Raw genomic sequence first — 26,729 nt, 5'->3', positions numbered from 1 at the left:
CTATGGGCGGACACAGCGGGCGAAGCGCCCGCGACAGCGGGACGCAGGCACGAGACGCGCGCCGTGCCAGGCGGAGGCATCCCGGCGTTTCGGGGTGGCGGACGGTAATCTGGCCTGATCATGGAGCAGCGGTATGTCGGGCGGAGCGGCTTGTCGGTGTCCCGCCTCGGACTCGGCACGATGACCTGGGGGCGCGACACCGACGCCGAGGACGCGGCGGCCCAGCTGCGCACGTTCGCCGAGGCGGGCGGCAACCTGATCGACACGGCCGACGTCTACACCGGCGGCGACGCCGAGCGCCTGGTGGGGCGGCTCATCAGGGACACCATGCCGCGCTCCGAAGTGGTGATCTCCACCAAGGCCGTGCTCACCCCCGCAGGCCGCCGCCCGCGCGACGCCTCGCGCCGGCACCTGCTGGCCGCCGTCGACGCCTCGCTGGCCCGTCTCGGGCTCGACTACGTCGATCTGTGGCAGTTGCACACCTATGACGTGGAGGTGCCGCTGGAGGAGACGCTCGCGGCGCTGGACGCCATCGTCACCTCGGGGCGGGCCGTCTACGCGGGCGTGTGCGACTACAGCGGATGGCAGCTCGCCGCCGCGGCCGCCGCGCAGCGGACGGTTCCAGGCCGGGTTCCGGTGGTCGCCGCCCAGGTGGAGTACTCCCTGCTGGCCCGCGACCCCGAGCGCGAGGTGCTGCCAGCCGCCGCGCACGTGGGGGCGGGCGTGCTGGCCTGGTCGCCGCTCGGCCGGGGGGTGCTGACCGGGAAGTACCGCACCGGCATCCCCTCCGACTCCCGGGCCGCCACGCCACACTTCGCCGAGTTCGTCCGGCCGTACCTCGACGAGCGGTCCAGGCGGGTGGTGGAGTCGGTGACCACGGCGGCCGAAGGGCTCGGGGTCTCTCCCCTGTCGGTGGCGCTGTCGTGGGTGCGCGACCAGCCGGGGATCTCCTCGGCGATCGTCGGCGCGCGCACGCACGCGCAACTCGGGGCCATCCTGCTGTCGGAGGACCTGGTGCTGCCGAGGGAGATCCGCGAGGCCCTCGACGACGTCTCCTCCACCGAATGAGAGTCCACTTCGCGTATCACTAGTCGATACCGAATCGCAACTTTCTCTGGAAAAACGGCTCACCTGCAGAAAGCTGTCCTCTGGTGAACCACGCAAGAGGGGGAGAGATGAGGACTGGGCGCCGGAGATCCGTGGTCTCGATTGGTGTCCTGGCGCTGGCGCTGACGGCGGTCCCGATGGGCGCGGGCGCCGCGACGGCGCAGGCGCGTGACTGCGAGCGGGGCGGCGGCGCGCTGTCCGGCGTGACCGACGGCCTGTGCGATCTGGTCGACGAGGTGGGCGATGCGGTCGACGACCTGACCGGCGACTCCCTCGCACCCGTCACCGACCGGCTCGGAAAAGGCGCCGACACCGTGCTCGGCACGGTCGGCGAGGCGGGGCCGACCTCGAAGCCGGTCGCCCCGCCCCGCGGTGACGATGACGCCGGGGAGGAGTCCGCCGGGCCGCCGGGCGAGGGCCTGGTGTCCGAGACGCTGGACGAGGCCTGCCTGACCGTGCCGGCCTGCGACGAGGACGACGAGGACGACGATCGCGACGGCTTCGATGATCTCGGCGAGCCGGACGATCCCCCCGAGACCGCGCCCGCGGACGCCAGGCGGCCCAAGCCGACGCCGACGCCTTCGGCGAGCCCGACGCCGCGCGAACGCGACCAGGACACCGCGGTCGCGCCCACGCAGGGCCCCCTCCCGCCCGACCAGCAGCCACAGCTCATCGACACCCCCGACCCGGTGGTCGCCGACCCCGGCAAGGCCGACGCCGACCAGGTCAGGGTGGAGCCGATGTGGCCGGGGTCGTTCGCCGACGAGCTGTCCGGCAAGTGGCCGGGCCACCAGGTGGTACGGCCGAGCGCGCCCGCCGGGGACGTGCTCGGCACCACGCTGACCGCCATCCTGCTCGCCTCGGCGGTGCTCGCCGCGCGGGTGGTGCAGCGGCGGCGCGGCCGCGAGCAGGGGGCGGGCTCCATCCCGTTCGAGCCGGTCCGCGTCGGCAACAGCCGCCACCGGCTGGCCTGAGCACGGCGAAGGGGCGCCGGCCGGCGGCCGGCGCCCCTCCTCGGACGTGCGGTCAGGCGCCGATCGCGTGCACGCCGCCGTCGACGTGCACGATCTCGCCGGTGGTCGCGGGGAACCAGTCCGACAGCAGCGCCACGCAGGCCTTGGCGGCGGGCTCGGTGTCGCCCAGGTCCCAGCCGAGCGGGGCCTTGTCCGGCCAGCTCTCCTCGAACTCCTTGAAGCCGGGGATCGACTTGGCCGCCATCGTGCGCAGCGGCCCGGCCGCGACCAGGTTGACGCGGATGCCCTGCTTGCCGAGGTCGCGGGCCAGGTAGCGGTTGCAGGACTCCAGGCCGGCCTTGGCCACGCCCATCCAGTCGTAGACGGGCCAGGCCTTGGTGGCGTCGAAGTCGAGGCCGACGACCGAGCCGCCCTCCTTCATCAGCGGCAGGCAGGCGACCGCCAGCGACTTGTAGGAGTAGGTGGAGGTGTGCACGGCGGTGGCGACGTCCTCCCACGAGGTGTTGAGGAAGTTGCCGCCGAGCGCGCTCTGCGGGGCGAAGCCGATGGCGTGCACGACGCCGTCGAGGCCGTCGAGGTGCTCGCTCACCCGGTCGGCCAGCGAGTCGAGCTGCGCGGTGTCGGTGACGTCGAGCTCGATCACCGGCGGCGGCTCGGGCAGCCGCTTGGCGATGCGCTCGACCAGGCTCAGCCGCCCGTAGCCGGTGAGCACGACGCGCGCGCCCTGCTCCTGGGCCAGCCGGGCGACGGCGAAGGCGATGGAGGCGTCGGTGAGGACGCCGGTGATCAGCAGGCGCTTGCCTTCGAGGATGCCCATCAGTGTCCCATTCCCAATCCGCCGTCGACGGGGATCACGGCCCCGGTGATGTAGGAGGCGTCGTCGCTCGCCAGGAAGCGGACGACCCGCGCGACCTCGCCGGGCTTGGCCTGGCGGCCCAGCGGGATGTTCTTGACGATCGCGTCGGTGTCGATCTCGGCCGTCATGTCGGTCTCGACGAAGCCGGGGGCGACGATGTTGACGGTGATGCCGCGGGAGCCGTACTCCCTGGCCATGGAGCGGCCGAAGCCGATCAGGCCGGCCTTGGAGGCGGCGTAGTTGGTCTGGCCGGCGGAGCCGAGCATGGCGACGACCGAGGAGACCAGGATGACGCGGCCGCGCTTGAGCTTCATCATCGGCCTGATGGCGCGCTTGGCCACCCGGTAGGCGCCGGTGAGGTTGGCGTCCAGGACGTCGGTGAAGGTCTCCTCCTTCATCATCGCCAGCAGCGTGTCCTTGGTGATGCCGGCGTTGGCCACCAGCACCTCGACGGGCCCGTGCTCGGCCTCCACCTTGTCGAAGGCGGCCTCGACGTCGGCCATGCTGGTCACGTCGCAGCGGACGCCGAACAGTCCCTCTGGCGGCTCCCCCGATCGGTAGGTGACGGCGACGGCGTCGCCGGCCGCGGCGAGTTCTCGGGCGATCGCGAGGCCGATGCCGCGATTGCCTCCCGTGACGAGTACAGAGCGTGCCATGGGACCTGACGCTATCTCCTACCGGCGGGTATGCACTTGTCCGGGAGGCACAAGATCACAGGGCTAGGATCGTTGACATGCGCCAGATCGATCCCGATTTCCTCGCCCTGCCGCTCAGGCGGCTGGCCGACGCCGCACTCCAGCGAGCCCGCGACCTGGGCGCCGAGCACGCCGACTTCCGGCTCGAGCGGGTCCGCGCGGAGACGCTGAGCCTTTACGACGCCCGGCTCGAGGGCGCCGTGGACGCCGACGACCTCGGCTATGCCGTACGCGTCATCAAGAACGGGACGTGGGGTTTCGCCGCGGGCCTGCATCTGACCGCCGAGGCCGCGGCCGAGGTGGCCGAGCAGGCGGTGCGCGTGGCGGAGGTCAGCGCCCCGATCAACAGGGAGCCCATCGCGCTGGCCCCCGAGCCCGTGCACGCCGACGTCACCTGGGTCTCCTCCTACGAGATCGACCCGTTCGACGTCACGCAGAAGGAGAAGGTCGCACTGCTGGCCGACTGGTCGGCGGGCCTGCTGAAGGGCGCCGACCACGTCTCGGCCCGGCTGCTTCAGGTCAAGGAGCAGAAGTTCTACGCCGACACCGCGGGCACCGTCACCACCCAGCAGCGGGTGCGGGTGCATCCCGAGCTCAACGCGATGAAGGCGGGCGGGAGCGGCTTCGACGACATGTCGACGATCGCCCCGCCGGTCGGCCGCGGCTACGAGTACCTCACGGGCACCGGCTGGGACTTCCCGGCCGAGCTGGCCCAGCTCCCCGAGCTGCTGGCGGAGAAACTGGCCGCGCCCGGCGTCGAGGCGGGCGACTACGACCTGGTGATCCACCCGTCCAACCTGTGGCTGACCATTCACGAGTCGATCGGCCACGCCACCGAGCTGGACCGGGCGCTGGGCTACGAGGCGGCCTACGCGGGCACCAGCTTCGCCACCTTCGACCAGCTCGGCTCCCTGGTGTACGGCTCGCCGGCGATGAACGTGGTCGGCGACCGGACCGTCGAGCACGGCCTGTCCACGATCGGCTTCGACGACGAGGGCGTGGCCACCCGCGAGTTCGACATCGTCAAGGACGGCCTGCTGGTCGGCTACCAGCTCGACCGCCGGATGGCGCTGCTGAAGGGGCTGGGCGACTCCAACGGCTGCGCCTTCGCCGACTCCCCCGGCCACATGCCGATCCAGCGGATGGCGAACGTCTCGCTCAGGCCGGCCGAGGGCGGCCCCTCCACGGAGGAGCTGATCGGGAACGTCGAGCGGGGGCTGTACATCGTCGGCGACAAGAGCTGGTCGATCGACATGCAGCGATACAACTTCCAGTTCACCGGACAGCGAGCCTTTAAGATCGAAAACGGTCAGATTTCAGGGCAAGTCCGCGATTTCGCCTATCAGGCGACGACCACTGACTTCTGGGGGTCCATGGAGGCGGTCGGCGGCCCGCAGACCTATGTGCTGGGCGGGGCCTTCAACTGCGGCAAGGGACAGCCTGGCCAGGTCGCCCCGGTCAGCCACGGCTGCCCCTCCGCGCTGTTCCGCGGCGTCCGGATTCTCAACACCGTTCAGGAAGGTGGAAAGTGAGCGAGCGAACCTCTAGGCGGGCGAGGAGTCCCAGATGAATCCACAGGAGATGGTCGAGAGAGCGCTGGAGCTCTCCCAGGCCGACGACTGCGTCGTCATCGTGGACGAGGGCTCGACCGCGAACCTTCGCTTCGCGGGCAACACCCTGACGACCAACGGCGTGGCGCGCTCCTCGCAGCTCACCGTGATCTCGATCGTGGGCCCGGGGGTGGGCGTCGTCTCACGCGCCTCCGTACGCCCCGAGCAGCTCTCCGGCGTGGTCGCCGCCGCCGACGCGGCGGCGCGCGACGCCCAGCCGGCCGAGGACGCCCAGCCGCTCGTCGAGGGCACGGGTTCGGCCGGCAACTGGGCCGACCCGGTCCTGCCCACCTCGATCGGGGTCTTCGGCGACTTCGCGCCCGCACTGGGCGAGACGTTCGCCGCCGCCGAGGCGGGCGGCAGGAGGCTGTACGGCTTCGCCGAGCACACCCTGACCTCCACCTTCGTCGGCAACAGCAGGGGCCTGCGGCTGCGTCACGACCAGCCGACCGGCCGCCTGGAGCTGAACGCCAAGTCCGTCGACCTCAAGCGCTCGGCCTGGACGGGCGTGGCCACCCGCGACTTCACCGACGTGGACGTGGCCGCCCTCGACGCCTCACTGGCCCAGCGCCTGGAGTGGGCCAAGACGCGGATCGACCTCCCGGCCGGCCGCTACGAGACGCTGCTGCCGCCGAGCGCGGTGGCCGACCTGATGATCTACATGTACTGGTCGGCGGGTGCCAGGGACGCCCTCGACGGGCGCACGGTCTTCTCCAAGCCGGGCGGCGGCACCCGGGTGGGCGAGCGCCTGGCCGAACTGCCGGTCACGCTGTCCAGCGATCCGGCGGCGGCGGGCATCGAGTGCGCGCCGTTCGCCATCGCGCACACCTCGGGCAGGGAGAGCTCGGTGTTCGACAACGGCCTGCCGCTGGCGGCCACCGAGTGGATCTCCGGCGGCGAGCTGTCGGCGCTGCTGCAGACCCGCCACTCGGCGGGGCTGAGCGGGCTGGCCGTCACCCCGGGCGTGGACAACCTGATCATGCGGGGGCCCGAGGGCGGCCGGTCGCTGGAGGAGATGATCGCCTCAACCGAGCGGGGCCTGCTGCTCACCTGCCTGTGGTACATCCGGCAGGTGGACCCGCAGACGCTGCTGCTGACCGGGCTGACCAGGGACGGCGTGTACCTGGTGGAGAACGGCGAGGTGGTCGGCGAGGTGAACAACTTCCGGTTCAACGAGAGCCCGGTCGACCTGCTGGGCCGGCTGACCGAGGTGGGGGCGAGCGAGCAGACGCTGCCGCGCGAGTGGAACGACTACTTCACCCGCACGATCATGCCCGCCGTCCGGGTGCCCGACTTCAACATGTCGACGGTCAGCCAGGCGAGCTGACGTTCAGGGCCAGGGGGTGCACGCGCTGCCACCTCTTGGCCGTGACCAGCTTGGCGGTGCCCTGGTCGAGGTCGTAGACGACCGACCAGCGGGTGTGCCCCTGGGCCACCCGCTGGAGCAGGTCGAGACCGTCGGCGCGGGTGCCGACGCCGTCGTCGAGCACGCGGTAGCGGGTGTCCTGGCGGCGCTCGGCCCGGGTGGTGCCGGTCATGGTGATGTTGGTCAGCTTGGCGTCCTCGATGACGTTGAGCTTGCCGTCGCCGTACTCCACCACGACCGATCGGCCGCTCTTGTCGCCGATGAGGTAGTGGACCTGCGGCCCGTCGTCGAAGGCGACGTCGTACTCGCGCATCAGCGCGACCGCCTCGTCGACCGTGGCCGCCTTGTCGAGCAGGATGCGGATGATCCGGACGCTGCCCACCGCGGTCTTGCCGGGCCGTTTGCCGGGGACCTTGGCGTCGGGCTGCGCGGCGAGGCCGACCGCCAGGCCCTTCTCGTTCATCCCGTCGAACGGGGCGAGCACCGCGTGCGCCAGCCGCCTGCGGTCGCCCGCGTCGGCCAGGTTCGGCGAGCCCTGGCGGCCCAGCAGGTAGAACAGGTCGACCACGGACAGCGAGGCGTAGCCGTCGGGCGGGTCGGCGCGCACCACCATCGCCGGGTTGGGGTCCCAGTCGAAGTTGCGGCCGAACTCGGCTCCGCGCAGGTACAGCGAGCAGGCCCAGCCCTTGACCTTCCTGGCCAGTTCCTCCTCGGCCAGCACCGCCTCGCGGTCGTAGCCGCCGTGGAAGGTCATCTCGTACATCGGCAGGTCGTCGAGCTGCCGCAGGCTCGCGGTGGTGCGGGCGATCTCCTCGCCGCTCTGCCGCAGCACCGGCGCGGCGGCCGGCGGCGCCGCCGCGGGCGCGGCCTTCGGTGCCGCCTCGCGCGCGCAGCCGGCCGCCGCGGCGAGCGCTAACACGGCCAACACCGCGGCGGTACGGCAGTGCCTGATCCCCATCGTGCGGTGTCCCCTTCGCCGATCACTCCTTGCTCGGAGTGTCCCGCTCGCTGGGGCAGATGTCACGCCTCCTACGGAATCGTGACAAGGCTCGTCAGGCGTCCTCCAGCCGGAAGCCCACCTTCATCCCGACCTGGTAGTGGGCGACCTCGCCGCCCTCGATGTGGCCGCGGACCTCCGTGACCTCGAACCAGTCGAGGTGCCGCAGGGTCTGCGACGCCCTGCGGATGCCGTTGCGGATGGCGTGGTCGAGGCTCTCCCCCGAAGTCCCGACTATCTCCGTCACCCGATACGTTCGATCTGACATAGCACGACCTCCTTACTCGAAAGCCATGATCGCATGACCGCCCTCGCCCGCCACCGCGCCCGGCGCGCCGCTTCCCTCCGAGGTCTACCGTGGGAGGGGTGAGGGGTTGGCGCAGGAAGCAGGTCGTCCATCAGGTGACCGATGCCCAGCGCTCGCTGAGCGAGGACATCGGGCGCAGGGAGAAGCGCTACCTCATCCAGATGGGCATCCGCACGATCTGCCTGATCCTGGCGGTCGTGGTGCCCGTGCCGTGGCCGTACCGGCTGCTGTTCATCGCCGGGGCGATCTTTTTGCCGTACATAGCGGTTATCGGGGCCAATGAGAGGGGGTCGGATGTCCCGCCTCCTACCTTTCAGAGCCCTGCGGCTAACCAAAACGAGATACCGCATCACCGACGCGAGATCGGGTCGTGACTAAGTCTTGACGCATCCCACGGGTTGTAGGTGTACGCTTTAGCCAAGCGCTCCGGTCCCCCGTCGGAGTGCTGGTGCCGGCGTTCCGGGCCCCCGTCGGAACGCCGATGAAGCGACGCCGGGTGGTTTGCCCCCGTAACCACCCGGCGTCGCCCCTTTTCGGGGGTTTTTTTGTGTTCACATTTCGGATAGGGCCGCTTTCCCGAAATCGTTTACAGTTCGCTGTCCTGACTCACAGCAAATCCTCAGCCTTGACAGGAACGTTCACCTGTCACCCCACCCGCAGGTCAGGTGGGCCTCTCCCACTCGCGGGCTCGTGCGGTCAGGCGGGCCACCGCGTCCTGCGGAGCGGTGCCCGCGCCCTGGGCGAGGCCGAGCAGGTAGGCGGTGAGCGGCGCGGCGGGCCGGGCCACGCCGTGCGCCACCTCCTTGGTGAGGTCCAGGATCAGGTCCCGGTCCACGGTGGCGGGGTCGAGGCCGAGTTCCTCGCAGGCGAGGGCGGTCCACTCGTTGAGCACGTTCATCCGGGTTCTCCTTGTCGGGCCTGGCGTAGATCGTCCATTGTGTCGCAGTCGAACCAGGGCTCGCCGGGCAGCGCCAGCCGTACCGGCTCCAGTGGCGCGAGCACCCCGCGCAGCGAGCGGCCCGCGTAGCCGGCGAGCGCCGCACGCAGTGCCGCGGTCCGCCACACCCCGGCCAGCCACTGCGCCTGCCCGGAGTCGTCGACGAGTACGGCTCCCGCCGCGCTTCCTCCTCGCACGGGCGCGTCCTCTCCCGCTGCCGCCCGGAGGAGGGCGGCGACGTGCTCGGGCCTGAGGAACGGGAGGTCGCCCGCGAGGAGGGCGACGTAGGGGGCCGTGACCTCGGCGAGCCCCGCGCGCAGGGCGGGGACGGGTCCGCCGCCGGGCGGGTCCTCGCGGGTGGTGATCGCCCCGGGCAGGTTCCTGGGCGGGCCCACCACGACCAGCCGCGCCGCCTGGGGCACCGCGGCGGCCACCAGTTCGACCAGCGGCTTGCCGCGTACCTGGAGGCCGGGTTTGTCCCGCCCGCCCAGGCGGCGGGCCTCTCCCCCGGCGAGGATGATCGCGTCGTACTCCACGCCCACCATCCTGCCCCGCCGGGGGCGCGGGGCTCCGCCCGGGGCAGGCACTGGCCGTCCCAGGCCCTACGGGAATCCTCCCCGGTGAAACGTGTTGAACCTGTAGTGATCGGTACACGGCTGTCGGTTCTGGATCGCTCGCTCGTCCGGCAGGGGCACGACCCCGGGCAGGCGCTGCGCGACACGGTCGCCTTCGCCAGGGAGGCGGAGGCGCTCGGCTACCACCGGTTCTGGGTGTCGGAGCACCACGCGGTGCCCGGGGTGGCGGGGTCGGCGCCGACCGTGCTGGCCGCCGCCGTCGCCGCGGCCACCTCGCGGATCAGGGTCGGCACCGGCGGGGTGATGCTGCCCAACCACCGGCCGCTGGTCGTCGCCGAACAGTTCGGGGTGCTGGAGTCGCTGTATCCGGGGCGGATCGACATGGGGCTCGGCCGTTCGGTCGGGTTCACCGGCGGCATCAGGCGGGCGCTCGGGCAGGACAGGAGCGCCGCCGACGGGTTCGGCGAGCAACTGGAGGAGCTGCTCGGGTTCTTCTCGGGGCAGCGGCGCTACCCCGGGGTGCACGCGATGCCCGCGGAGGGGTTGCGGGTGCCGGTGTTCGTCCTGGCGATGGGGGCGGGGGCGGACATCGCGGCCGAGCACGGACTGCCGCTGGTCATCGGGGGCAAGGCCGAGGCCGCCGGACGTTACCGGGAGAGGTTCCGGCCGTCGGAGTGGGCGGCGGAGCCGTACGTGATCGTCGCGGCCACGGTCGCGGTCGGCGAGGACGCCCGTGAGCTGCTGCTGCCCGAGGCGTGGGCGACCGCGTACTCGCGCACGCACGGCGTCTTCCCGCCGCTGCGGCCGCCGCGGGAGATCGCCGGGGCGGCGATGAGCGACCGTGAGCGGGGGTATCTGGAGGAGGCGCTGCGCGGCCAGATCCACGGCACCGAGGACGAGGTGGCGGCGGAGCTGGGCGCGCTGGTGAAGCGGACCGGCGCTCAGGAGGTGCTGGTCACGATGAACACCTACGACCTGGAGCGCCGGCTCGACTCCTACAAGAAGCTGATCAGCCTCCGATAGCCGACATCGGCCGGGACGGCTGCAGGAACGACGGGTCGTCGATGCCGTGCCCGGCCCGCTTGCCGCGCACGGCGGCGATCCAGCGCTCGGCCAGCTCGTCGTCGGTGGCGCCGGCCCTGAGGGCGCTCTTGAGGTCGGACTCCTCGGTCGCGAACAGGCAGTTGCGGATCTGGCCGTCGGCGGTGAGGCGCACCCGGTCGCAGGCGGCGCAGAACGGGCGGGTCACCGAGCCGATCACGCCCACCCTGGCGGGCCCGCCGTCGACCAGGTACCGCTCGGCCGGGGCGCTGCCGCGCTCCTCCAGGTCGTCGGGCGTCAGGTCGAACTCGGGCTCCAGCATCGCCAGGATCTCGTCGGCGGTGACCATGTTCTCGCGCTTCCAGCCGTGCTGGGCGTCGAGGGGCATCTGCTCGATGAAGCGCAGCTCGTAGCCCCGGTCGAGGCAGAAGCGCAGCAGCGGCACCGCCTCGGTCTCGTTGACGCCGCGCATCAGCACCGTGTTGACCTTCACCGGGCGCAGTCCGGCCCGGTCGGCGGCCTCCAGCCCGGCGATCACGTCGGCGAACCGGTCGCGGTGGGCCAGCCGCTTGAACGTCTCGGGGTCGAGGGTGTCGAGGGAGACGTTGACCCGGTCGAGCCCGGCGCCGGCCAGCGACTCGGCCAGCTTGGCCAGGCCGATGCCGTTGGTGGTCAGATACACCTGGGGTCTCGGCGCCAGGGCGGTGGTGCGGGCGACGATGTCGACCAGCTCGCGGCGTAGCAGCGGCTCGCCGCCGGTGTAGCGGACCTCGGTGATGCCCAGGCGTTCGACGCCGAGGCGCACCAGGCGGACGATCTCGTCGGCGGTCAGCAGTTGGGCGCTGGGCATCCAGTCGAGCCCCTCGGGCGGCATGCAGTAGCTGCACCGCAGGTTGCACTTGTCGGTGAGGGACACCCGAAGATCGGTTGCCACCCGGCCGAAAGAGTCCTTCAGCATCGGGCGTCACCTCCTTGCCTATCCGGGGGATATCGGTCCCAGCCTATGTCAGGGCACCGACAACGCCGCTCACCGCATGTTCGCCCTGTTCCTGGGCGCCGTCGGCGACCGGCCGAGCGAGGAGGACCTGCTGCTGCTGCGGATGCTCAAGGCCGGGGTCGAGGCGTCCGCCAGAGGATGGCTCTGACCTGCGGCGCCGCCGATCCCGAAGTCGCCCGCGCGATAAAATAGGTGGGATTTCCCTTCCGGTCAGGACAAACTGATCATTGACCAGCGAGGAGAATCACCATGCCGAACCAGCCCGCACCGAACCTGCTGTCGTGGGCCAGCGAGATCGACGAAGGCGCGATCACGCAGGCCGCGCGCGCCGCCCGCCTGCCGTTCGTCTCCGGCCACGTCGCTCTCATGCCGGACGCGCACGTGGGCATCGGTGCGACGGTCGGCTCGGTGATCCCCACGGAGGGCGCGATCATCCCCGCCGCCGTGGGCGTCGACATCGGCTGCGGCATGGTCGCGACCGAGACCTCGCTCACCGCCGCCGACCTGCCCGACACCCTGGCCGCGCTGATGCCGATGGTGGAGCGCCGCATTCCGGCCGGTGTCGGCAAGGGTCACACCGACCCGGCCATGGACCGCGCGCTGAGCGAGCTCGGCCGCCCGCACACCGACCTGACCCCCCGGCAGGAGAAGAAGGTGTCCGACCAGTTCGGCACCCTCGGCTCCGGCAACCACTTCGTCGAGGTCTGCCTGGACGAGCGCGACCGGGTCTGGACGGTGCTGCACTCGGGTTCGCGCGGCATCGGCAACCAGCTCGCCACGATGCACATCGCCGACGCCAAGAAGCTGATGAGGAAGCAGGCCATCGGCCTGGAGGACCCGGACCTGGCCTACCTGGTGCAGAGCACCGCGGAGTTCACCGCGTACATCGAGGACATGCTGTGGGCTCAGCGGTACGCGATGGCCTCGCGCGCCCGGATGGACAAGGTCCTGGTCAACGCCCTGTTCCGGGTGGCGGGGAAGGGCGTCCGGATCCGCACGATCAACTGCCACCACAACTTCACCCAGCGGGAGACCCACTACGGCAAGGACCTGTGGATCACCCGCAAGGGGGCCATCAAGGCCGACCGGGGTGACGAGGGAGTGATCCCGGGCTCGATGGGGACGCGTTCGTACATCGTGCGCGGCCAGGGGAACCCGGAGTCGTACAACTCCTGCTCGCACGGGGCGGGGCGCCGGATGTCGCGGACCAAGGCCAAGCGTGAGCTGTCGGTCGCGTCGCTGACCGAGGCGATGCGCGGGCGCACCTGGAACGCGGACCGGGCGGCGGCTCTGGTGGACGAGCACCCGGACGCCTACAAGTCGATCGACCAGGTGATGGACGACCAGAAGGACCTGGTCACCATCCAGCACACGCTGCGCCAAGTGTTCAATTACAAGGGTTGATCGCCTTTTATTCGGGAGTCGTCCGGGTTCATCATGAACTGTGAGCTTCGACGTCTCCCGTGTGCGCGCCTTCTACCCTGCCCTCTCCGACGAGTACGCCTGGCTTGACGCGGCCGCGGGCACCCAGGTGCCGCAGACCGTGATCGACGCGATCGCCGGGGCCTACCGGGCCGGGATCGGCAACGCCCACGGCGCCTTCCCGGCCAGCGCCCGCTCCGACGCCATCGTGGCCGGGGCCCGGCGCGCGGTCGCCGACCTGGTCGGCGGCGTGCCGGAGGGCGTCGTCCTGGGCCCGAACATGACCACCCTGACGTACCGCTTCGCCACCGCGTTCGCGCGCGGCTGGCGGCCCGGCGACCAGATCGTGCTCTCCCGCCTGGACCACGACGCGAACGTCCGCCCCTGGGTGCAGGCCGCCGGGCGGGCGGGCGTGGAGGTGCGCTGGGCCGACGTCGAGCTGCCCTCCGGCGAGCTGCCGGCCGCGCAGTACGAGAAGCTGGTCACCGGGCGCACGCGGCTGGTGGCCGTGACCGCCGCCAGCAACGTGCTGGGCACCATGCCGGACGTGGCGCGCATCTCGGCGATCGCGCACGCGGCGGGGGCGCTGACCTACGTCGACGGCGTGCACGCCACCCCGCACCTGCCCGTCGACGTGGCCGAACTCGGCGCCGACCTGTACGCCACCAGCGCCTACAAGTGGAGCGGCCCGCACATCGGCGCCGTCGTCGCCGCCCCCGACCTGCTGGCGCGCCTGGTGCCGGACAAGCTGGCCTCCGCACCGGAGGAGGCGCCCGAGCGCTTCGAGACGGGCACGCTGCCCTTCGCCGACCTGGCGGGGGTGAGCGCCGCCGTCGACCACCTGGCCGGGCTGGACCCGGAGGCGCGGGGATCGCGCCGCGCGCGGGTGCTGGCCTCGATGGCGGCGGTGCGCGACCACGAGCAGGCCGAGCTGTCGCATCTGCTGAAGGGGCTGGCCGCACTGCCGTCGGTGCGCCTGATCGGCTCGCCGCGCCGCCGTACGGCCACGGCCTACTTCACCGTCGAGGGCCGTACCCCGCGCGAGGTGGCCGAGCACCTGGCGGCCAGGCGGATCAACGTGTGGGACGGCCACTGCTACGCCTGGGAGCTGACGGCCGCGCTGGGCATCAGGGACAGCGGCTCGGCCGTACGGGCGGGGCTGGTCCACTACAACGACCGGTCGGAGGTCGAGCGGCTGCTGGCCGCGCTGGAGGAGCTGTGAGACTGCGAACGCCCGGCCTTCTCGAGGCCGGGCGTCCGTTGGGACCTCTAGTGGTGGTAGCCGCCGCGGTAGACCTTCACCCAGTCCGTGGCCTCGGCGCCGCCGAGGTAGCGCGAGCCTTCGAAGACCGCGCGCCAGGTGCCGGAGGTGTAGGCCTTGGCCTCGGTGTAGAAGTGGCCGCCACGGTCGGTCTTGACCGTGTCGACGTGCTCCCACCGGTTGGAACGGTCGGACTTGAACAGGATGACGATGTTCTTCCAGCCGAGCCGCTGCCAGCTCGCGCTCTTGCACCAGCCGGACTGGTGGGCGACCACGTAGCCGTCGATGAAGTCCTCGTCACACCGGACCGACAGCCTGCCGCCCAGCGAAAGGCTACGGCCCGCGCGGATCGGCTCGGGGCCCGCGTCGAACTCCAGTCGGGTGTAGCCGCTGTCGTAGTTGCTCCCGCGGTCGTCGCCGCGCTCGAAACCACCGTCTCCGGGATCCGCCATCGCCGGAGCGGCGGTCGCGAGCACCGAGACGCCGAGCGCGGCAGCCGCCACGCCGGCGGCGATACGTCGCTTCATCTGGATCTTCCTCTCCCCGTTGCTTAGACGCCTTCCGAGCAGAGTGCGCCTACGGCAATGACGCCCAAAAGGGAGGAAAAGTTGCCGCAAAGTAGATCACAGTTCGGCAACAGCATATTGACTTAGGGGTATTTGTCCCAGTATTAGGTGATTTTCTGGATAGGGGCGTACTTGCCGGTGCCCTCGAAGCGGACGCGCCAGGTGCCGTGCGCCCGTCCGGGTACCGTGCGGGTGAAGCGTCCGGTGGCCGTCGTCGTCACGGTGGCCGCCTTCGTCCAGTCGCCGCCCTCGCGCCGGTGCTCGATCTCCAGGCGCTGGCCCGCGAAGGGCGCGTAGTCGGTGTAGCCGCGCGGGTCGACCCGGGTCAGCGTTCCCTGCAGGCGTACCCCCCGCTTGCCTTGCACCCGCTCCGCCTCCACCGAGCGGAGTCTGGTCTGATGCTTGAGCTCGAACGTCTGGTACTCCGTCACCACCTGCCCGTGTTCGTCCTTCGCGGTCGCGGTGATCGTCCACGCTCCCGCGGGGTAGAACCGATTCAGTCCGCGGGCGGGCAGGAACCGCCAGGTCTCCCACTCGTCCGCCAGCCTCATGGCCCCCATGGCCGCCAGGGCGTCCATCGCGGCGGCCTCTTCCCGGGACGGCAGGGGAGGCCACCTCAGCAGGGGGCGCGGTGCGGGAGCGCCGGCCATCCCCTCGCCCAGGAGAGCGGCCGCGTCCCCGCTCCGGGGCGCCACCTCCGGCACCGTGCCGCCCTCGTTCCCCGGCATCTGGCCGCCTTCCGGCTCCCCTACCTCAGGCGGCGTGACACCTTCCGGTTCCCGCACTTCCGGCGGCTTGACGCCTTCGGGTTCCCGCACTTCCGGCGGCGCGACGCCTCCGGGTTTCCGTACGGCCGGTGGCTTGACACCTGCGGGTTTCCGTACGACCGGCCGCGGCTTCCGTACGACCGGTGGCTTGACGCCCGCCGGTTCCCTGACGTCCGGCGCCCCCGAGTTCGCCGGGTCCTGCGCGTCCTCCCCGGCCCCCGCCGCCCCCGTGTCCGCCGCCCCCGTGTCCGCCGGCTCCTGGTCGGGCGCGTCCGGAACAAGGGGTACCGGCCCGAAGGGGTCACCCCCCTGGACCGGCCCGGTGTGCCGGGGCCACGAGCCGATGACGGGCTGCGGCGGCGCCCCCGGCTCGACCTTGATGGTGACGCCGTCCTTGCCCTCCGCGCCCCGGGCCACGACGTCGATCACCAGCTTCACCGCCCCGTCGGGGCCGACCACCGGGCTGCCCGGCCGTACCGTGATCTGCCTGATCTCGAGATCGGATGCGATGGCGGGCGGCGCCGCGACCAGTCCAGGTACGCCGAGCGCCCCCGCCACCATCGATGCGAGTAGAACTGCCTTGGTCATGATCAAGACGGTAGAAAGCATCCGGTAATGGCCGGGGTCGTGACACACGCCCCGGTTGGCAAAAGGCTCAGCCGGTGTACAGCCCCTCGATCACCTCGGCGTACTTGGCGTGGATGACCCTCCGCTTGAGCTTGAGGCTGGGCGTGAGCTCCTCGGTCTCCGGCGTCCACTCCCCCGGCAGCAGCGCCCACCGCTTGACCTGCTGCACCCTGGCCAGCCTGTCGTTGGCCGCCTGCACGGCCGCCTCGACGGCCTTGAGCACCTCGGGGTGTTCGACCAGCTCGACCGGCGAGGTGCAGGCGATGCCCTGCGCCTGCGCCCACCCGGGCGCGGCCTCGCCGTCGAGGGTGAGGATGGCCACGGGGAAGGGCCGGTTGTCGCCGTAGGCGAGCGCCTGGCCGATGAGCGGGTGCTCCTTGAGGTGGTTCTCGATGGCGGCCGGGGAGATGTTCTCGCCGCCCGCGGTGATGATGAGCTCCTTCTTGCGGTCGACGACACGGACGAAGCCGTCGTCGTCGATGGAGCCGATGTCGCCGGTGTGCAGCCAGCCCTCCTCATCGACCAGTTCGGCGGTGGCGTCGGGGCGGGAGACGTAGCCCGAGGTGTTGAGCGGGCTGCGGGTGAGGATCTCGCCGTCCTCGGCGATGCGCACCTCGACGCCGGGTTCGGGCCTGCCGACGGTGCCGAGCTTGTAGCTGGCCGGGCTGTTGCCGGTGAAGGCGCCGGTGGTCTCGGTCATGCCGTACACGTCGATGACCTTCAGGCCGAGGCCGGCGAAGAAGCGCTGGACGTCGTCGGGCAGGGGGGCGGCGCCGGTGATGGTCCACTGCGCCTGGTCGAAGCCGATCATGGATCTGACGATGGACAGCAGGGCCGCGTCGGCGGTGTCGTAGGCGGCCTGGATCTGCGGGGTGAGGGTGCCGCCGTGCTGGCACGCCTCGATGTAGGCGCGGCCGGCGGCCATCGCCCTGCGGACGTTGTCCTGCTGCTCCTCGGGCTGTGTGGCGAGGACGGCCTGCAGTTTGGCCATCATCTTCTCGTAGACGCGCGGCACCCCGAAGAACATCATCGGCCGCACCTGGCCGAGCGTGGCCCCCAGGTTGGCCAGGTCGGTGCAGAAGTGCACGTGCGAGACCTTGACCAGTGGCAGGTAGAGGCTGAGGACGCGCTCGGCGATGTGCGCGTAGGTGAGGTAGGAGACCTGGGTGCCGCGCTCGGGCAGCGAGGTGAGCCGGTCGGTGGACTCGACCTCGTAGAAGACGTTCGTGTGGGTCAGCGGGACGCCCTTGGGCATGCCGGTGGTGCCGGAGGTGTAGAGGACGGTGAGCACGTCGCCGGGGGTGACCGCGCGCCAGCGCTCCTCGATCTCCCCGGGCGCCTCGGCCAGCCTGGCGCGGCCGAGTTTGAGGAAGTCGGCCCAGCTCAGGAAGCGGTCACCGGCCGGCGCGCCGTCCAGCACGATGATCTTGCGCAGGTCGGGGAGCCGGTCGAGGACGGGATCCCAGCGGGACAGGTCGGCGGCCCCGCCGACCACGGCGTACCTGGCGCCCACGTTGTCGGCCACGAAGGCGACCTGGTCGGGGGCGAAGGTGGAGTAGACCGAGCAGGGGACGCCGCCGGCGTGCACGGCGCCGAGGTCGGCCAGCACGTGCTCGCTACGGTTGATCATCATCAGCGCGACCGCCTCGCCGGGCGCCAGGCCGAGCGCGGCGAATCCGGCCGCGATCTCCAGCACCCGCCGCCTGGCCTCGGCGTAGGTCAGCGTGCTCCAGCCGCCCTCGACGGGATCGGAGTACGCGGGCGCGTCCGGATGGCGCTCGGCGGTCAGCCTGAGCATCTCGCAGACGGTCATCCCGGCGATCTGCCCCTCGATCTCGGCCCGAACCTCAAGGACATCGGCCATAGCACGCGCCTCCAGTCAGTGCTCACTTGCACGGGTGGCCTGCATCGCACCACATCGCCGCAAGGCTCGACAAGACCCGGATATGGAACGTTTCGCGCTGGTCACGTAGAGTGCTGGATCACATGCACACTGTGTCGTCGGGGGGCGTCATGAGCACGGATGAGAAGACCTTCTTCGGCCATCCACGTGGTCTGTCCACGCTCTTCGGCACCGAGATGTGGGAGCGTTTCAGCTTCTACGGCCTGCGCGCCATCCTGGTGCTCTTCCTGACCGCGCCCCCGGTGCGCAACGGCCTCGGCCTGGACGAGACGACCGCCGTGCCGATCGTGTCGCTGTACGGCGGGCTGGTCTACCTGACCTCGCTGCCGGGCGGCTGGATCGCCGACCGGCTCCTGGGCGCCCGCCGTACGGTGTTCTGGGGCGGGTTCATCATCATGCTCGGCCACATCTCGATGGCGATCCCCGTCGAGTCGCCCGCCACGATCTGGCTCGGCCTGATCCTCATCATCTGCGGCACCGGCCTGCTCAAGCCGAACATCTCGGCCATGGTCGGCTACCTGTACCGCGAGCAGGACGACGCCCGCCGCGACTCGGGCTTCTCGCTGTTCTACATGGGCATCAACCTCGGCGCGCTGATCGGCATCTTCGTCACGCCGTGGCTGGCCGGGGACTCGCGCTGGCACCTGGGCTTCGGCGCGGCGGCGGTCGGCATGGCGCTCGGCCTGATCATGTACGTCGCGCGCAAGCGGTCGCTGGAGGGCGCGGGCGAGCGGGTGCCGCACCCGCTCACCCCGGCCGAGCGGGCCAAGGTGACCAAGCTGGTCGTGGCGGCGATCGTGATCGCGGCGGCCCTGGTGGCGATCTGGGTGGCCTCTGGCACCTTCACCGTGGGCACCGTGCCGACGGTGGTCACGATCCTCAGCGTCGTCGTGGTCGTCCTGTACTTCCTCTACATCATGCGCGGCGCGCACGACATCACCCCGGCCGAGCGGGTGGGCATGCGGGCCTACATCTGGCTCTTCGTGGCCGCGGCCATCTTCTGGATGATCTTCCAGCAGGCGGCGGGCGCGCTGACCGTGTTCGCCGAGACCAAGACCGATCTCACCGTGTTCGGGGTGGAGATCCCCGCGGGCATGACGCAGAACTTCAACGCGCTCTTCGTGATCATCCTGGCCCCGGTGTTCGCCGAGATCTGGCTGAAGGCGGGCAACCGGATCAGCAGCCCGCTGAAGTTCTCCTTCGCGCTGCTGATGGCGGGCCTGAGCTTCGTGGTGATGTGGCTGCTGAACGGCGTCGCCGCGGACGGCACCAAGGTCGCGCTGCTCTGGCTCGGGCTGGTCTACCTCATGCAGACGATCGGCGAGCTCTGCCTGAGCCCGGTCGGCCTGTCGGTCACCGCCAAGCTGGCCCCGGCCTCGCTCAAGGGCCAGATGATGGGCATCTGGTTCCTGGCCCCGGCGGTCGGCGACCCGATCGGCGGCCAGGCCTACCGCTTCCTGGTGCCCGCGGTCGGCGAGGGCGGCTTCTTCCTCACCCTCGGCCTGCTGGCGGTGGTGGCCGCCGCCGTGCTGTTCGCCTTCGTCGGGAAGCTGAAGAGGCTGATGGGAGAGCACGACAGCGCCCTGCCCTAAGATCTCGCCGTGTCCGAACTGCTCGATCTCGCCGGCATCTTCGTCTTCGCCCTCTCGGGCGCCCTCATGGGCGTCCGCAAACGCCTGGACGTGATCGGCATGGCGGTGCTCGCCGGGATGACCGCGCTGGGCGGCGGTGTCGTGCGCGACCTGATCCTCAACGTCCCGCCCGCGGCCTTCCAGAGCCTCGGCTACGTGGTGACGCCCCTGGTGGCCACGGTGGTGGTGTTCTTCTGGCATCCGCACGTGGCCAGGGTGATGCCGGCCATCCTGATCCTGGACGCGGCCGGGCTCGGCCTGTTCTGCGCGGTCGGCACCGAGAAGGCGCTGCTCTACGGCCTCACCCCGCTGCACGCCGTCCTGCTCGGCGTCACCACCGCCGTCGGCGGCGGCATGCTGCGCGACATCATGGCGGGCGAGATCCCGACCCTGCTCTACGACCGCCAGCTCTACGCCGTGCCCGCCCTGCTCGGCTCGATCGCGATGGCCGCGCTGTACGCCCTGGACCTGCACGGCTGGCCGGCCACCCTCGCCTCCGCCGTCCTGGCCTTCGGCCTGCGCATCCTGGCCATGCGGTACGGCTGGCGCGCCCCGCTGGCCCGCGGCGTCACACCGACGGAATGAGCGAGTCGGCCGGCCGCGCCCCGAACGCGCCGAGCCGCCTGGCCCTGGCGATCCTCTCCACCCCTTCGGCCAGCACCTGCGGCGGCTGCGTGTACGGCAGCCGCAGGTAACCCTCCAGCGTGCCGCCCACGCCGAACCACGGGCCCGGCGCCAGCCGTACCCCGTGGCAGGCGGCGGCCTCCGCCAGGGGCGTGGCGCCGCCTCCGGCCAGCCGGATCCACAGCGTGCCGCCGCCGCGCGGCACCGTGAAGCTCCACTCGGGCAGGTGCTCGCGCAGGGCGCCCACCAGCGTGTCGCGGGCGGCGCGCAGGCTGCGGCGGCGCTCGGCCCTGGTCTCCTCCAGCCGGTCGAACAGCCTGGCCACGACGAGCTGCTCCAGGACGGGGCTGGCGATGTCGACGGCGGCCCGGTGCACGGCCAGGCGGCGGGCGAGCGCGGCGGTGGTGCGCACCCAGCCGATGCGCAACCCGCCCCACCACAGCTTGGAGGCCGAGCCGATGGTGATGACCCGGCTGTCGGTGTCGAAGGCGGCCATCGCGCTGGTCTGCGGCACCTCGTCCAGCGCCAGCTCCGACCAGGTCTCGTCGATGAGCAGGGTGGTGTCGGAGCGCCTGGCCGCGCCGACGATCGCGGCGCGGGTGGCGTCGTCCATCAGCGCGCCGGTCGGGTTGTGGAAGTCGGGCATCAGGTAGGCCAGCCTGGCCGCGGACTGGCGCATGGCGGAGGCGAACAGGTCGACCTGCCAGCCGCCGTCGCCGATGCCGACGGGCACGATCCTGGCGCCGCGCAGCCGGGCCGCGTCGATGGCGTGCGGGTAGGTGGGCGACTCCAGCAGCACCGGGTCGCCCTGGCCGACCAGCAGCGCCATGACGAGCTGCATGGCGTGCTGCGAGCCGGTGGTGACGATGATCTGCTCGGGCCTGGTGGCCAGGCCCCGCTCGGTGTAGCGGGCGGCGATCCGCTCGCGCAGCATGGGCAGGCCCATCGGGTCGTAGCCCATGCCCATGCCGAACCGGGGCAGGTCGGCGACGGCCTGCTTCATGGCCTCCTGCAGCGCGCTCGGCGCGGCCGGCGCGGCGCAGTGCAACTGCAGCAGCCCGTCGTCGTCGACCGACAGCCACGGATTGTCGGACAGGGACGGGTCGGGCAGGCTGGTCCAGCTTCCCGAGCCCTGGCGGCTGCCGAGGTAGCCCTCTTCCCGCAGCAGGTCGTAGGCGGCGGTCACGGTGGTACGGCTGGCGCCCAGGGTGGTGGCCAGGTGGCGTTCGGCGGGCATCCGCGCCCGCACCGGCAGGCTGCCGTCACTGATCAGCGCGCGCACGCCCGCGGCCAGCGCCCGGTAGTAGGGCTTGGCCGACCGGTCGACGTCGAGCAACCTGGCGAGCTGTACCGCACTAATCTGCATAAGGCCACTTTTCACGATTGGCCCTGGTTATGCAAGCCATTGGCCTGGCACGATATGGCCATTATGAGTGAAACAACCGTCCAGTCCCTGGGATCCATACCGTCCCGCCTCGTGCGCCTGTACGGCGGCCTGGCCCTCTACGGCACCGGCATCGGCCTGCAGGTGGAGTCGGGGCTCGGCAACGACCCGTGGGACGTCTTCCACGAGGGCCTGGCCATCCGGACCGGCTGGACCATCGGCGCCTGGATCATCGGCGTCGGCGCGCTGGTGATGCTGCTCTGGATCCCGCTGCGGCAGAAGCCGGGCATCGGCACCATCAGCAACGTCGTCTTCCTCGGCCTGTTCGCCGACGCCGCCATGTTCCTGCTGCCCACCCCGACGCACTGGGCGGCGAGCTGGGCCTACCTGCTGCTCGCCGTCCCCTCCATCGCCCTGGCCACCCTGCTGTACATCGGCGCGGGCATGGGCCCGGGCCCGCGCGACGGCATCATGACCGGCCTGATCAGGCTCGGCCTGTCGGTACGGCTGGCCCGCTTCCTCATCGAGATCACCGTCCTGGTGATCGGCTGGCTGCTCGGCGGCACGGTCGGCGTGGGCACCCTGCTCTTCGCGCTGGCGATCGGCCCGCTCACCCAGTTCTTCGCCAAAAGGTTCCCGCTGCCGACGACCTAGTAGCGTCAAAGCATGCGGATCGAGGATTACGCCCTCATCGGGGACATGCAGTCAGCCGCCCTCGTAGGCCGGGACGGGTCGATCGACTGGCTCTGCCTGCCACGGTTCGACTCACCCGCGTGCTTCGCGTCGCTGCTCGGCAGCGAGCGCAACGGTCACTGGTGGCTCGGCCCGACCGGCCGGCAGGCGGCCACCAGGCGCCGCTACCGGGGCGAGTCGCTGATCCTGGAGAGCGAGTGGGAGACGCCGACGGGCACCGTCCGCGTGATCGACTTCATGCCGCCCCGCGACGTCAACCCCGATGTGGTGCGCATCGTCGAGGGCGTCTCCGGGACCGTCGAGATGTCCACGACGCTGCGCATCCGCTTCGACTACGGCCGGATCGTGCCCTGGGTGCGCCGGACGGACGGCCACCTGCAGGCGGTCGGCGGTCCCGACTCGGTGTGGCTGCACTCCCCCGTCCCGCTCAAGGGCGGCGACTACGCCCACCGGGCCACCTTCCACGTCAAGGAGGGCGAGCGGCTGCCGTTCGTCTTCACCTGGCATCCCTCGCACGAGCCGATGCCCCGGCAGATCGCCTGCGAGGACCAGCTCCGGGAGACCGAGGAGATGTGGTCGGAGTGGGTGGACCAGTGCACCTACAAGGGCCCGTGGCGGGAGGCGGTGGTCCGCTCGCTGATCACGCTCAAGGCGCTGACCTACGCCCCCACCGGCGGCATCGTGGCCGCGCCGACGACCTCCATCCCCGAGGACATCGGCGGCGTACGCAACTGGGACTACCGCTTCTGCTGGCTGCGCGACGCCACGATGACCCTCGACGCCCTGATCGGGGCCGGCTACCTGCAGGAGGCCGCCGACTGGCGGGCCTGGCTGCTGCGCGCCATCGCGGGCCGCCCGCAGGACCTGCAGATCATGTACGGCGTCGCCGGCGAACGCCGCCTGCCCGAGCTCAAACTCGACTGGCTGGCCGGCTACGAGGACTCCCGACCGGTCAGGATCGGCAACGAGGCGGTCAACCAGCTCCAGCTCGACGTCTACGGCGAGGTGCTGAACTGCCTCTACGTCTCGCGCACCTCCGGGCTGAGCCCCGACGACCGGGCCTGGGCGATCCAGCGCGAGCTGCTGGACTACGTGGAGGCGCACTGGGACGAGCCCGACGAGGGCCTGTGGGAGGTACGCGGGCCGCGCCGGCACTTCACCCACTCCAAGGTGATGTGCTGGGTGGCGATGGACCGGGCGATCCGGCAGGTGGAGAACTTCGGCAGGAGCGGCCCGGTCGAGCGCTGGAAGGCGCTGCGCGACCGGATCCACGCCGAGATCTGCGACAAGGGCTTCGACACCGAACGCAACACCTTCACCCAGTCCTACGGCTCGGTCGAGCTCGACGCGGCGCTGCTGCTGATTCCGCTGGTCGGCTTCCTGCCCGTGGACGACCCCCGGGTGACCGGCACGGTGCGGGCCATCGAGCTGGAGCTGATGTCGGACGGTTTCGTGCTGCGCTACCCGGTGGCCGAGGACAACGACGTGGACGGCCTGCCGGGCGCCGAGGGGGCGTTCCTGGCCTGCAGCTTCTGGCTGGTCGAGGTCATGGCCAAGCAGGGCCGCCACGACGAGGCGTGCACGCTGTTCGACCGGCTGCTGACGCTGCGCAACGACGTCGGGCTGCTGGCCGAGGAGTACGACCCGCGCTACGAGCGGCTGGTGGGCAACTTCCCGCAGGCCTTCAGCCATGTGCCCCTGGTGCACGCGGCCAGGGCGCTGTCGTGACTCACATCGTGTTGACGATCAGCCCGATGTGGGTGAAGTAGTTCAGCGCGCCGAAGAGCATGAAGGCCAGACCGGCCAGTCCCCAGCAGACGCCGACGATCTTCACCGTGGGCCCGCCCTTGGCGCGCAGGGCGAACGGGAACACCACCGCGCCGACTCCGACCAGGACGTACAGCCCGGAGATGAAGGTGGCCTCCAGCAGCGGATAGTCGGCGAAGGCGCCGGAGATCGGCTCCTGCGGCGGCGCGGCGAACAGCGTGTAGGTCCAGCCGGCCGCGGCGATGCCGAAGCAGGCCAGGCCCATGGCGAAGACGAACAGCGAGAGCGGCGCCGCCAGCCGGGACACCAGCGTGATCCGGTCCGGCGCGCCGGACAGCTCGCCGCCGCGCCGCCACAGGTACCAGGCGGCGGCCAGCAGCAGCAGGCCGAAGGCCAGGCTGGGCTCGCCGAAGATGATGTTGTCGAAGGGGAAGCCCTGTCCGGCCAGCGGCCAGGTGAGCGTCATGTGCAGGCCGGTGGTGACCAGGATCACGCCGAGCACGCCGAAGGCCAGCGCCCAGCCCTCGTAGTGCTCGGCGTGCTCGCCGCGCAGCAGCCTTTGGCCCAGCACCACGACCAGGATCAGCCCGACGCCCGCGGCGACCGCCATGATCGTGTTGTAGGTGGGCATCTTCGTCCAGTCGATCTTCAGCTCGGGCGGCGCCGCCGCCCATGCCATCAGATAGTCCCCCACAAGGGATGATTACCCACAGTGATCACATGGAAACGAAGAGTCAGGCGGCCAGCCGGGCCAGCACCTTCGCGAACTCCGAGGGCGGCGCGACCACCAGCCGCGTCTGACCGCCCTGCAGCACGATGTCGGCCTTGATCAGGGTGAGCCTGCCCTCATGCCACCAGTACACCTGGGAACTCGGGCCACCGGCCCGCTCGGCGTGCACGCGCAGCCGTTCGATGGCGCGCACCACGCCGATCCCGTCGACCGGGTGCACGATGAGGCTCCCGGGGTCGGGCAGCACGACCAGCACGCCGTCCTCGGGCACGGGCACGTAGTCGGCCAGCCAGCGCAGGTGCGAGGCCGCCGCGCGGCTGCCGCCCGACAGCAGCCACACCCGGGTGCCCGCCAGGTCCACGTGCTGCACGGTCAGCCGCTCGTCGTCGCGGACGTTGGCGAGCGCCAGGTCCAGCGCCTGCCCCGAGGGGATGGGCCAGCAGCCGGCCTCCTCGGGCCGCACCTCCCGGCCGCCCGCGGTGAGCAGCTCCACCAGGTCGCCGTTCAGGTGGCGGCCGACCACCCTGGTGAGGTCGTCGACGTCGTCGACCGACTCCACGCGGGTCCGCAGCAGCGGCTTGACCTGGTCCAGGTCGCAGACGTCGATGGGGCCGCCGGCGTCGGCGACGACCCGCGCCAGGTGCTCGGAGACCAGCATCGGCCAGTCCTCGCGGGAGCGGCGGCCGATCTCGCGACGCAGCCCGGTCAGCCTCACCACGATCGGCCCGGCCTGCGGCGCGGCGCCCGGCAGGGCGCCCAGCGTGAGCGAGCCGCCGTCGGCGGCGAAGGCGCAGGCGAAGCCGAGGGAGTCGGCGACCAGGGCCAGCAGGGAGTCGAGATCGACGTCCTCGACCGATCGCACCTGACCTCGCCGGGAGGGCTCCCGGTCACGCCTGAACAGTTTCACGCGCCGCGTCCCCTCTGTCGGTTTCCTCCCTATGCGTCTCCTACGATGCCTGCTCACTGTCGCGGAACCGACCAGCCAGCGAGCACGATTCGGTATCGATAACACCAAGCGCCCCAAGCCACACACTCATCTGGGGCGATCCGTGGCCAACTGCCAGCCCGGCCAGCGTCGGAACCCCCAGCGGGACGAGCCGCTCGGTCAGCACCGGGAGCGGGTCGCCGCAGTTCACCCACGACCCGAGCACCAGCCCGCGCACCCCCTCGAAGGCCCCCGACTGCAGCAACTGCGTCAGCATCCGGTCGATCCGGTACGGCACCTCGCCGATCTCCTCCAGCAGCGCGATCTTCCCGGCGAAGGAGGGCTGGTACCGGGTGCCGCAGAGCGAGGCGAGCAGCGACAGGTTGCCGCCGGTCAGCTCCCCCTCCGCCCTGCCCGGCACCAGCACGCGGTCACCGGCGACCGGCTCCGGCTCCGGCTCCCCGAACAGGGCGGCCCGCAGAGCGCTCCAGGTCACCGGCTCGGGGCCGCCCTCGCCGCCGATCAGCTGACCGGCGGGCATCGGGCCGTGCAGCGTCGCCACGCCCAGCTCGGCGGCGAACACCTGGTGCAGGGCGGTGATGTCGCTGGAGCCGATCAGCGTCTTGGGGCCCGCGGCGCGCATGGCGGCCCAGTCGAGCAGGCCGAGCAGCCTGGCGGCGCCGTACCCGCCCCTGGCGCAGAAGACCGCGGTGACGGCCGGGTCGCACCAGGCGGCTTGCAGGTCGGCGGCCCTGGCGGCGTCGGGGCCCGCCAGGAAGCCGTCGTGCTCCAGCGCGTGCTGACCGATGACGACCTTGAGGCCCAGCCCTTCGAGCAGCCTCACGCCGCGTTCGAGCAGGGGCGCCTTGAGCGGGCCCGAGGGGGCCACGACGGCGACGGTGTCTCCGGCCCTGAGCCTGGCGGGGCGGGTGGTCATCGATCAGCTCCCATGGCGATTCGATCAGGT

At 71.3% G+C, this 26,729-nt stretch carries 26 protein-coding genes; 12 read left to right on the top strand and 14 right to left on the bottom strand.

Features of this window, described 5'->3' with window-relative positions:
* Positions 1-120: 120 nt before the first annotated feature.
* Both ABZ911_RS20955 and ABZ911_RS20950 read left to right on the top strand, forming a co-directional pair.
* Positions 121-1,068 carry an aldo/keto reductase gene (locus ABZ911_RS20955; RefSeq protein ID WP_358057979.1) on the top strand — a complete coding sequence of 316 codons (948 nt, stop codon included), beginning with the start codon at positions 121-123 and terminating at the stop codon, positions 1,066-1,068.
* Between the two features lie 131 nt (positions 1,069-1,199).
* On the top strand, positions 1,200-2,081 hold the full coding sequence (locus ABZ911_RS20950; RefSeq protein ID WP_358057976.1) for a hypothetical protein: 882 nt from the start codon (positions 1,200-1,202) through the stop codon (positions 2,079-2,081).
* Positions 2,082-2,133: 52 nt separating this feature from the next.
* On the opposite strand, the gene fabI is transcribed toward ABZ911_RS20950, so the two are convergent.
* Positions 2,134-2,898, bottom strand: coding sequence for an enoyl-ACP reductase FabI (fabI, locus tag ABZ911_RS20945; protein ID WP_358057973.1), 765 nt, complete (start codon positions 2,896-2,898; stop codon positions 2,134-2,136).
* On the bottom strand, positions 2,898-3,593 hold the full coding sequence (fabG, locus tag ABZ911_RS20940) for a 3-oxoacyl-ACP reductase FabG (protein ID WP_358057970.1): 696 nt from the start codon (positions 3,591-3,593) through the stop codon (positions 2,898-2,900). Before fabG ends, fabI begins: the two co-directional genes overlap by 1 nt.
* A 77-nt stretch (positions 3,594-3,670) precedes the next feature.
* On the opposite strand from fabG, the gene ABZ911_RS20935 reads away from it, so the two are divergent.
* Complete coding sequence (locus ABZ911_RS20935; protein WP_358057967.1) at positions 3,671-5,164, top strand: TldD/PmbA family protein; 1,494 nt, start codon at positions 3,671-3,673, stop codon at positions 5,162-5,164.
* A 34-nt stretch (positions 5,165-5,198) separates the two neighbouring features.
* Positions 5,199-6,569 carry a metallopeptidase TldD-related protein gene (locus ABZ911_RS20930; RefSeq protein ID WP_358057964.1) on the top strand — a complete coding sequence of 457 codons (1,371 nt, stop codon included), beginning with the start codon at positions 5,199-5,201 and terminating at the stop codon, positions 6,567-6,569.
* Here the strand turns inward: ABZ911_RS20930 and ABZ911_RS20925 are convergent.
* On the bottom strand, positions 6,553-7,566 hold the full coding sequence (locus ABZ911_RS20925) for a carcinine hydrolase/isopenicillin-N N-acyltransferase family protein (RefSeq protein ID WP_358057961.1): 1,014 nt from the start codon (positions 7,564-7,566) through the stop codon (positions 6,553-6,555). The two genes, ABZ911_RS20930 and ABZ911_RS20925, sit on opposite strands and share 17 nt — an antisense overlap.
* 94 nt (positions 7,567-7,660) lie before the next feature.
* Positions 7,661-7,873 carry a dodecin gene (locus ABZ911_RS20920; RefSeq protein ID WP_358057958.1) on the bottom strand — a complete coding sequence of 71 codons (213 nt, stop codon included), beginning with the start codon at positions 7,871-7,873 and terminating at the stop codon, positions 7,661-7,663.
* Positions 7,874-8,007: 134 nt separating this feature from the next.
* On the opposite strand from ABZ911_RS20920, the gene ABZ911_RS20915 reads away from it, so the two are divergent.
* Positions 8,008-8,286, top strand: coding sequence for a DUF3099 domain-containing protein (locus ABZ911_RS20915; RefSeq protein ID WP_358057955.1), 279 nt, complete (start codon positions 8,008-8,010; stop codon positions 8,284-8,286).
* A gap of 287 nt (positions 8,287-8,573) precedes the next feature.
* Here ABZ911_RS20915 and ABZ911_RS20910 read toward each other — a convergent pair whose 3' ends face one another.
* Together ABZ911_RS20910 and ABZ911_RS20905 are read right to left on the bottom strand one after the other, a co-directional pair.
* Positions 8,574-8,810, bottom strand: coding sequence for a DUF6457 domain-containing protein (locus ABZ911_RS20910; protein ID WP_358057952.1), 237 nt, complete (start codon positions 8,808-8,810; stop codon positions 8,574-8,576).
* Positions 8,807-9,394 (bottom strand): molybdenum cofactor guanylyltransferase, encoded by a 588-nt coding sequence (locus ABZ911_RS20905; RefSeq protein ID WP_358058337.1) that lies wholly within the window; start codon positions 9,392-9,394, stop codon positions 8,807-8,809. The genes ABZ911_RS20910 and ABZ911_RS20905 overlap by 4 nt, the downstream gene beginning before the upstream one ends.
* A gap of 96 nt (positions 9,395-9,490) precedes the next feature.
* Here ABZ911_RS20905 and ABZ911_RS20900 point away from each other — a divergent pair, with 96 nt between their 5' ends.
* Positions 9,491-10,447 (top strand): LLM class flavin-dependent oxidoreductase, encoded by a 957-nt coding sequence (locus ABZ911_RS20900; RefSeq protein WP_358057949.1) that lies wholly within the window; start codon positions 9,491-9,493, stop codon positions 10,445-10,447.
* On the opposite strand, the gene moaA is transcribed toward ABZ911_RS20900, so the two are convergent.
* The gene (moaA, locus tag ABZ911_RS20895) at positions 10,434-11,423 is read right to left on the bottom strand and encodes a GTP 3',8-cyclase MoaA (RefSeq protein WP_358057946.1); all 990 of its coding nucleotides are present in this window, start codon (positions 11,421-11,423) and stop codon (positions 10,434-10,436) included. The two genes, ABZ911_RS20900 and moaA, sit on opposite strands and share 14 nt — an antisense overlap.
* 288 nt (positions 11,424-11,711) lie before the next feature.
* On the opposite strand from moaA, the gene ABZ911_RS20890 reads away from it, so the two are divergent.
* Both ABZ911_RS20890 and ABZ911_RS20885 read left to right on the top strand, forming a co-directional pair.
* Positions 11,712-12,866 (top strand): RtcB family protein, encoded by a 1,155-nt coding sequence (locus ABZ911_RS20890; RefSeq protein ID WP_358057943.1) that lies wholly within the window; start codon positions 11,712-11,714, stop codon positions 12,864-12,866.
* Positions 12,867-12,906: 40 nt separating this feature from the next.
* A complete protein-coding gene (locus ABZ911_RS20885; RefSeq protein WP_358057940.1) occupies positions 12,907-14,106 on the top strand; it encodes a cysteine desulfurase-like protein in 1,200 nt (399 codons plus the stop codon).
* A 47-nt stretch (positions 14,107-14,153) separates the two neighbouring features.
* Here the strand turns inward: ABZ911_RS20885 and ABZ911_RS20880 are convergent, their stop codons facing one another.
* From ABZ911_RS20880 to ABZ911_RS20870, 3 genes are all read right to left on the bottom strand, one after another.
* Positions 14,154-14,672 (bottom strand): hypothetical protein, encoded by a 519-nt coding sequence (locus ABZ911_RS20880; protein ID WP_358057937.1) that lies wholly within the window; start codon positions 14,670-14,672, stop codon positions 14,154-14,156.
* A 143-nt stretch (positions 14,673-14,815) separates the two neighbouring features.
* Positions 14,816-16,066, bottom strand: a complete 1,251-nt coding sequence (locus tag ABZ911_RS20875; RefSeq protein ID WP_358057934.1) for a hypothetical protein — start codon at positions 16,064-16,066, stop codon at positions 14,816-14,818.
* Between the two features lie 67 nt (positions 16,067-16,133).
* Positions 16,134-17,969: an AMP-dependent synthetase/ligase gene (locus ABZ911_RS20870; RefSeq protein ID WP_358057931.1), complete on the bottom strand. Its 1,836-nt coding sequence runs from the start codon at positions 17,967-17,969 to the stop codon at positions 16,134-16,136.
* Positions 17,970-18,118: 149 nt separating this feature from the next.
* Here ABZ911_RS20870 and ABZ911_RS20865 point away from each other — a divergent pair, with 149 nt between their 5' ends.
* A complete protein-coding gene (locus ABZ911_RS20865) occupies positions 18,119-19,600 on the top strand; it encodes a peptide MFS transporter (RefSeq protein WP_358057928.1) in 1,482 nt (493 codons plus the stop codon).
* A 9-nt stretch (positions 19,601-19,609) separates the two neighbouring features.
* Positions 19,610-20,224, top strand: a complete 615-nt coding sequence (locus ABZ911_RS20860) for a trimeric intracellular cation channel family protein (protein WP_358057925.1) — start codon at positions 19,610-19,612, stop codon at positions 20,222-20,224.
* Here the strand turns inward: ABZ911_RS20860 and ABZ911_RS20855 are convergent.
* The gene (locus ABZ911_RS20855; protein WP_358057922.1) at positions 20,208-21,629 is read right to left on the bottom strand and encodes a PLP-dependent aminotransferase family protein; all 1,422 of its coding nucleotides are present in this window, start codon (positions 21,627-21,629) and stop codon (positions 20,208-20,210) included. The two genes, ABZ911_RS20860 and ABZ911_RS20855, sit on opposite strands and share 17 nt — an antisense overlap.
* A gap of 111 nt (positions 21,630-21,740) precedes the next feature.
* Between ABZ911_RS20855 and ABZ911_RS20850 the strand changes: the two genes are divergently transcribed.
* A complete protein-coding gene (locus ABZ911_RS20850; RefSeq protein ID WP_358057919.1) occupies positions 21,741-22,301 on the top strand; it encodes a hypothetical protein in 561 nt (186 codons plus the stop codon).
* Between the two features lie 12 nt (positions 22,302-22,313).
* Complete coding sequence (locus ABZ911_RS20845; protein WP_358057916.1) at positions 22,314-24,068, top strand: glycoside hydrolase family 15 protein; 1,755 nt, start codon at positions 22,314-22,316, stop codon at positions 24,066-24,068.
* Between the two features lies 1 nt (position 24,069).
* On the opposite strand, the gene ABZ911_RS20840 is transcribed toward ABZ911_RS20845, so the two are convergent.
* From ABZ911_RS20840 to ABZ911_RS20830, 3 genes are all read right to left on the bottom strand, one after another.
* On the bottom strand, positions 24,070-24,786 hold the full coding sequence (locus ABZ911_RS20840; RefSeq protein ID WP_358057913.1) for a DUF981 family protein: 717 nt from the start codon (positions 24,784-24,786) through the stop codon (positions 24,070-24,072).
* Positions 24,787-24,841: 55 nt separating this feature from the next.
* Positions 24,842-25,699: a hypothetical protein gene (locus ABZ911_RS20835; RefSeq protein WP_358057910.1), complete on the bottom strand. Its 858-nt coding sequence runs from the start codon at positions 25,697-25,699 to the stop codon at positions 24,842-24,844.
* 85 nt (positions 25,700-25,784) lie between these two features.
* Positions 25,785-26,699 carry an LD-carboxypeptidase gene (locus ABZ911_RS20830; RefSeq protein WP_358057907.1) on the bottom strand — a complete coding sequence of 305 codons (915 nt, stop codon included), beginning with the start codon at positions 26,697-26,699 and terminating at the stop codon, positions 25,785-25,787.
* Positions 26,700-26,729: the final 30 nt, after the last annotated feature.

Source organism: Nonomuraea sp. NPDC046570, from assembly GCF_040645915.1.
Classification (GTDB): Bacteria; Actinomycetota; Actinomycetes; order Streptosporangiales; family Streptosporangiaceae; genus Nonomuraea.
This window is presented reverse-complemented; position numbering and strand designations above follow the sequence as displayed.

What these genes read in the sequence shown, in the direction of transcription:
- fabG (WP_358057970.1), bottom strand. Translation starts at nt 3,593, where the DNA reads ATGGCACGCTCTGTACTCGTCACGGGAGGCAATCGCGGCATCGGCCTC.
- ABZ911_RS20830 (WP_358057907.1), bottom strand. Translation starts at nt 26,699, where the DNA reads ATGACCACCCGCCCCGCCAGGCTCAGGGCCGGAGACACCGTCGCCGTC.
- ABZ911_RS20935 (WP_358057967.1), top strand. Translation starts at nt 3,671, where the DNA reads ATGCGCCAGATCGATCCCGATTTCCTCGCCCTGCCGCTCAGGCGGCTG.
- ABZ911_RS20920 (WP_358057958.1), bottom strand. Translation starts at nt 7,873, where the DNA reads ATGTCAGATCGAACGTATCGGGTGACGGAGATAGTCGGGACTTCGGGG.
- ABZ911_RS20930 (WP_358057964.1), top strand. Translation starts at nt 5,199, where the DNA reads ATGAATCCACAGGAGATGGTCGAGAGAGCGCTGGAGCTCTCCCAGGCC.
- ABZ911_RS20840 (WP_358057913.1), bottom strand. Translation starts at nt 24,786, where the DNA reads ATGGCATGGGCGGCGGCGCCGCCCGAGCTGAAGATCGACTGGACGAAG.
- fabI (WP_358057973.1), bottom strand. Translation starts at nt 2,898, where the DNA reads ATGGGCATCCTCGAAGGCAAGCGCCTGCTGATCACCGGCGTCCTCACC.
- ABZ911_RS20880 (WP_358057937.1), bottom strand. Translation starts at nt 14,672, where the DNA reads ATGAAGCGACGTATCGCCGCCGGCGTGGCGGCTGCCGCGCTCGGCGTC.
- ABZ911_RS20910 (WP_358057952.1), bottom strand. Translation starts at nt 8,810, where the DNA reads ATGAACGTGCTCAACGAGTGGACCGCCCTCGCCTGCGAGGAACTCGGC.
- ABZ911_RS20855 (WP_358057922.1), bottom strand. Translation starts at nt 21,629, where the DNA reads ATGCAGATTAGTGCGGTACAGCTCGCCAGGTTGCTCGACGTCGACCGG.
- ABZ911_RS20845 (WP_358057916.1), top strand. Translation starts at nt 22,314, where the DNA reads ATGCGGATCGAGGATTACGCCCTCATCGGGGACATGCAGTCAGCCGCC.
- ABZ911_RS20955 (WP_358057979.1), top strand. Translation starts at nt 121, where the DNA reads ATGGAGCAGCGGTATGTCGGGCGGAGCGGCTTGTCGGTGTCCCGCCTC.
- ABZ911_RS20870 (WP_358057931.1), bottom strand. Translation starts at nt 17,969, where the DNA reads ATGGCCGATGTCCTTGAGGTTCGGGCCGAGATCGAGGGGCAGATCGCC.
- ABZ911_RS20865 (WP_358057928.1), top strand. Translation starts at nt 18,119, where the DNA reads ATGAGCACGGATGAGAAGACCTTCTTCGGCCATCCACGTGGTCTGTCC.
- moaA (WP_358057946.1), bottom strand. Translation starts at nt 11,423, where the DNA reads ATGCTGAAGGACTCTTTCGGCCGGGTGGCAACCGATCTTCGGGTGTCC.
- ABZ911_RS20925 (WP_358057961.1), bottom strand. Translation starts at nt 7,566, where the DNA reads ATGGGGATCAGGCACTGCCGTACCGCCGCGGTGTTGGCCGTGTTAGCG.
- ABZ911_RS20890 (WP_358057943.1), top strand. Translation starts at nt 11,712, where the DNA reads ATGCCGAACCAGCCCGCACCGAACCTGCTGTCGTGGGCCAGCGAGATC.
- ABZ911_RS20905 (WP_358058337.1), bottom strand. Translation starts at nt 9,394, where the DNA reads ATGGTGGGCGTGGAGTACGACGCGATCATCCTCGCCGGGGGAGAGGCC.
- ABZ911_RS20875 (WP_358057934.1), bottom strand. Translation starts at nt 16,066, where the DNA reads ATGACCAAGGCAGTTCTACTCGCATCGATGGTGGCGGGGGCGCTCGGC.